General features: G+C 65.3%; 2 protein-coding genes and 1 pseudogene. 2 read left to right on the forward strand and 1 reads right to left on the reverse strand.

Translation table 11 applies throughout. The features are described 5' to 3' along the window. Positions 1-129: 129 nt before the first annotated feature. On the forward strand, positions 130-1,233 hold the full coding sequence (locus ACIPJI_RS36430; protein WP_402251258.1) for a Ca2+-dependent phosphoinositide-specific phospholipase C: 1,104 nt from the start codon (positions 130-132) through the stop codon (positions 1,231-1,233). A 194-nt stretch (positions 1,234-1,427) separates the two neighbouring features. Then, positions 1,428-2,625: pseudogene (locus ACIPJI_RS36435) on the forward strand (IS3 family transposase). Here the strand turns inward: ACIPJI_RS36435 and ACIPJI_RS36440 are convergent. Next, positions 2,594-3,490 (reverse strand): transposase family protein, encoded by an 897-nt coding sequence (locus ACIPJI_RS36440; protein WP_402251260.1) that lies wholly within the window; start codon positions 3,488-3,490, stop codon positions 2,594-2,596. The pseudogene ACIPJI_RS36435 and the gene ACIPJI_RS36440 overlap by 32 nt on opposite strands. Positions 3,491-3,883 lie beyond the last annotated feature (393 nt).

Consider the following 3,883-nt stretch of genomic DNA (forward strand, 5'->3'; position numbering starts at 1 on the left):
CGAGATACGCGCCGATCTCCACCTCGGCCTGCTTCAACTCGCGTGCAGCATCATCTGCTTGAGACGCCTCCGAACCTCATTTTGAAACGATCAGTTAGAAGCATCGTCACTTCGGATTCAGGAGTCTCTATGCCCGTGAAGATCGCCGCCTCAGGCAGCTGGCTGCGCAGAACCTGCGTTCTGGGCAGTGCCCTGCTGTTTGCCACCATCTTGCCGGGTGCGTCACACCCGTCGGCCAAGGCCGCCACGAGCGCGTCGTCGAGTTTCGAAGACACACGGCTGGACCGCATCACCGTCTCCGGCCTCCACAACGCCTTCGAGGAAAGCAAGTCGGGCAGGCTCACCGACGCGCTGGACAAGGGCGCTCGTCTCCTGGAGATCGACGTCTACAGCACCTACAGCGGCACGGGCGGATGGGTCGTCAGCCACTCCAACCCGCTCATCAACGACAACAATTGCACCTACAAGGTCGGCAAGTGGATCTTCCAGACCACTCAGAGGAACGGGAATCTGCGAACCTGCCTGGACAACCTCAGCGACTGGAGCGAGGCCCACCCCGACCACGACCCCATCTACATCAAACTCGAGCTCAAATGGGGCTTCCGCAAGAAGGCCGGCAAAGGACCCGCCGACCTCGACTCCCTCATCAAGAACCACATCGGAACCCACCGCATCTTCAAGCCCAGCGACATGACGGGCACGGCCTACCCCACCCTCGACGCCGCCGCGAAGGCGGATGCTTGGCCGACCTGGCAGCAACTGCGAGGAAAGTTCATCCTTTACCCGATCACCGGCACCATCGAGAACAAGCTCGCCGGCTATGACCTGGACAACCTCTCCACCGCCAAGGAGTACGCGGCACACGTGCGCGACCTGGCCAGCACGGGCAAGCTCGACCAGGCGATGATGTGGCCGGACATGCACCCCACATCCAGCACCGGCGACCCCCGCACCATATACGAGCCCTCGCTGCGCCCCTGGTTCGTCATGTTTGACACCCAGGCGGTCAACTGGCTCGGAGGGGGACACGACATGGCCTGGTACTGCTCCAACCACTACCTGACAACAGCCACCGCGGCAGCAAACGTTCCCCCCGCCCTGGACAAGACCAACCCGGACCCAACCGCGGCCGCGGAACGCGTCACCCACCTCGCCCAGCACGGCGCCAGCGCCGTCACCCACGACTGGATGAACGCACCCGGTGCACTCACCGTCCAATCCCGCAACTGCTGAAACCTCCCCACCGTGTTCGGCTCTCCGAGGTCCTCGATCCGGGTTTCCAGGACCCGGCGTTGTTCGTGGACGGCGGCCAGTGATTTGGCCAGCGAGGGCATGATCACGTCGAGGGTGCGGCTGCCGGTTGAGGCTGATCCTTTGGAGTGGACACCCTGACAATGGATCTTGATGGTCCAGGGAGGGATGTCCAGGTGGGGCGCAAGTCTCCGTATCCGGAGGAGTTCAGGAAGGATGCTGTCGCGCTCTATCGGGCCGCGGCGGGCAGGCGGACGTATGCGGCGGTGGCTGCTGATCTCGGTGTCACCGCGGAGTCGCTGCGGACGTGGGTCCGCAAGGACGAGGCCCAGGCCGCGCCCGAGCACAGCGGCGCCGGCGGGGGCGCGGTCGAGGAACTGGTCCGGCTGCGGGCGGAGAACGCCCGGCTGCTGAAGGCGGAGAGAAAGTGGCAGCTGGAGCGCGAGATCCTGCGCCGGGCAGCCGCCTATTTCGCTCGGGAGGTGAAGTGAGCCGCCGCCGCTGGGACTTCATCTCCAACAACCGTGCCGACTTCGGCGTCAAGCGGATCTGCCGGGTCCTGGGCGTCTCCCGCTCCGGCTACTACCGGCACCTGGCCAACGCTCAGGCTCGTGCCGAGCGCCAGGCCGAGGTCAAGCGGACGGTGGCCGAGATCCGCGCCATCCATGCCGAACACCATGGCGCCTATGGCGCCCCGCGGGTGCATGCGGAGCTGCGGGCCCGGGGGCGGAAGATCAACCGCAAACGGGTGGCCCGACTGATGCGGGTCAACCACATCGTCGGCCGGCATCTCCGGCGCAAGAAGCGCACCACGATCGCGGACAGGGCGGCTCCGCCCGTGCCGGACCTGGTGATGCGCGACTTCACCGCGAACACGCTGAACACCAAGTGGTGCGGCGACATCACGTATGTGGCCGTCGGCTCGACGTGGATGTATCTGGCCACGGTTCGAGGCGGGTCGTGGGCTGGTCGATCGCCGACCACATGCGCACCTCGCTTGTCACCGACGCGATCGAGATGGCCGTGGCCGCCCGCGGCGGCCAGGTCCACGGCGTCGTCTTTCACACGGACAGGGGCGCGCAATACAGTGCGGCCGCCTTCGCCGAGGTCTGCCGACGGCACGGCATCCACCGCAGCATGGGCCGCGTCGGCTCAAGCTACGACAACGCCCTCGCCGAATCGTTCTTCCAGGGCCTCAAGCGCGAATTGCTCCACGGAAGGCGCTGGACCTCGAAGGCACACACCCGGCTGGAGCTGTTCCGCTGGCTGGCGTACTACAACCGGCGCCGCCGCCATTCCGCACTCGGCTACCGCACACCGGTCGAGTTCGAACAGCAACTGATCACGTCACGTACGCTGTCACTCGTCGCGTGAAACCCGGTGTCCACTCCCGGGGATCAACCTCACATGACCCATCACCACCCGACGACAACCCGAAATCCTCAGTAGCGTGAGGTCGTGCCGGGGTAGCGGCTGGTGTTGTGATCAGGTCTGTGCGGCGGGCAGTGCGAGTGTTTAGGGCTCGCCAGTTCTTGAGGTGGGCGATGCCGTGCTCGACGGGGATGCGTGCTGAGGAGTGGGCGAAGCGGGCGGCTTCGTGGTGGGCCATGAGCCATTGCAGGTGCTCGAGGTGTTTACCGCGGCGTTTGCGGGGTGGCGTGACGACCTGGCCGTAGGTCTGTGCTGCCAGGCCCTGGTAGCCGGCATCGGCGAGGATCTGCATGTCGATGGTGTCGTCGAGGAGGTCGACCAGGCCGGCATCCCGGGCTTGGGTGATGTCGGCAACCGATCCCGCTCGTACTTCGCCGCAGAACAGAAGTCGTCCGCGTTCGTCGGTGAGGATGAGGGCTTTAATTGCGTTGATGCGGCTCTTGCCGGAGATGAAGCAGCTGTGTCCGCCGCGGTGTGCGGATGGCCGGCGGATCCGGATCTCGGTGGCGTCCATCAGGGCGGTCTGGCCGGTGGCGCCGAGATGGGCGATGACGTCAGCGAGCGTTCGCAGCCGCAGTCCGCCCTCGATGCGGCAGCCGCGGTCTGCGAGCACAGGCCTGATCTCGCCGACCGCGCGCGTGATCGTGGAGCGATCGACACCGAACCAGCAGGCAAGGACGTCGTGAGTGACACCGTGCCGAAGGTGGACCAGGTGGCCAGGTGGCCAGGAGCCGGTCGACGAAGACCAGCTTGTACTTCGCCCCCGCACCCACAGCCCGACGACGCGGACGATCAGCCAGCTCGGCATCTCTCCGGGCCTGCCACACCGGCCCCAACTCGGCACCAGATCAGCGATCACGGACGCCGAAAGTCCCGTGACGCGACGCTCCGACATGATCAACCTGCGTGCTTCAACCCCCACCACACACGGACCAACGACCCAGGTCAGCCGTCATCACCGCTAATCACGCACGAGGTCGTTATACTGGTCCGATTATACTGGTCTGGCATGTTCTTCTCATTTCGCGGCCTCTGCGAAATGATGTAGAGGGCAGACCTGTTGGTGGTGAGGCTGAAGTGACCGTGTCGGCATCGATCCTTGTCGGATCGGACACGTTGACGACATTTATCGGGCGCGAAGAGGAGATGGCTACGCTCCGCGACGGGTTGGCGACGTCGGGTGCCCGTCTGGTGACGCTGG

The sequence above is a fragment of the Streptomyces sp. NPDC086835 genome (assembly GCF_044745705.1).
Classification (GTDB): domain Bacteria; phylum Actinomycetota; class Actinomycetes; order Streptomycetales; family Streptomycetaceae; genus Streptomyces.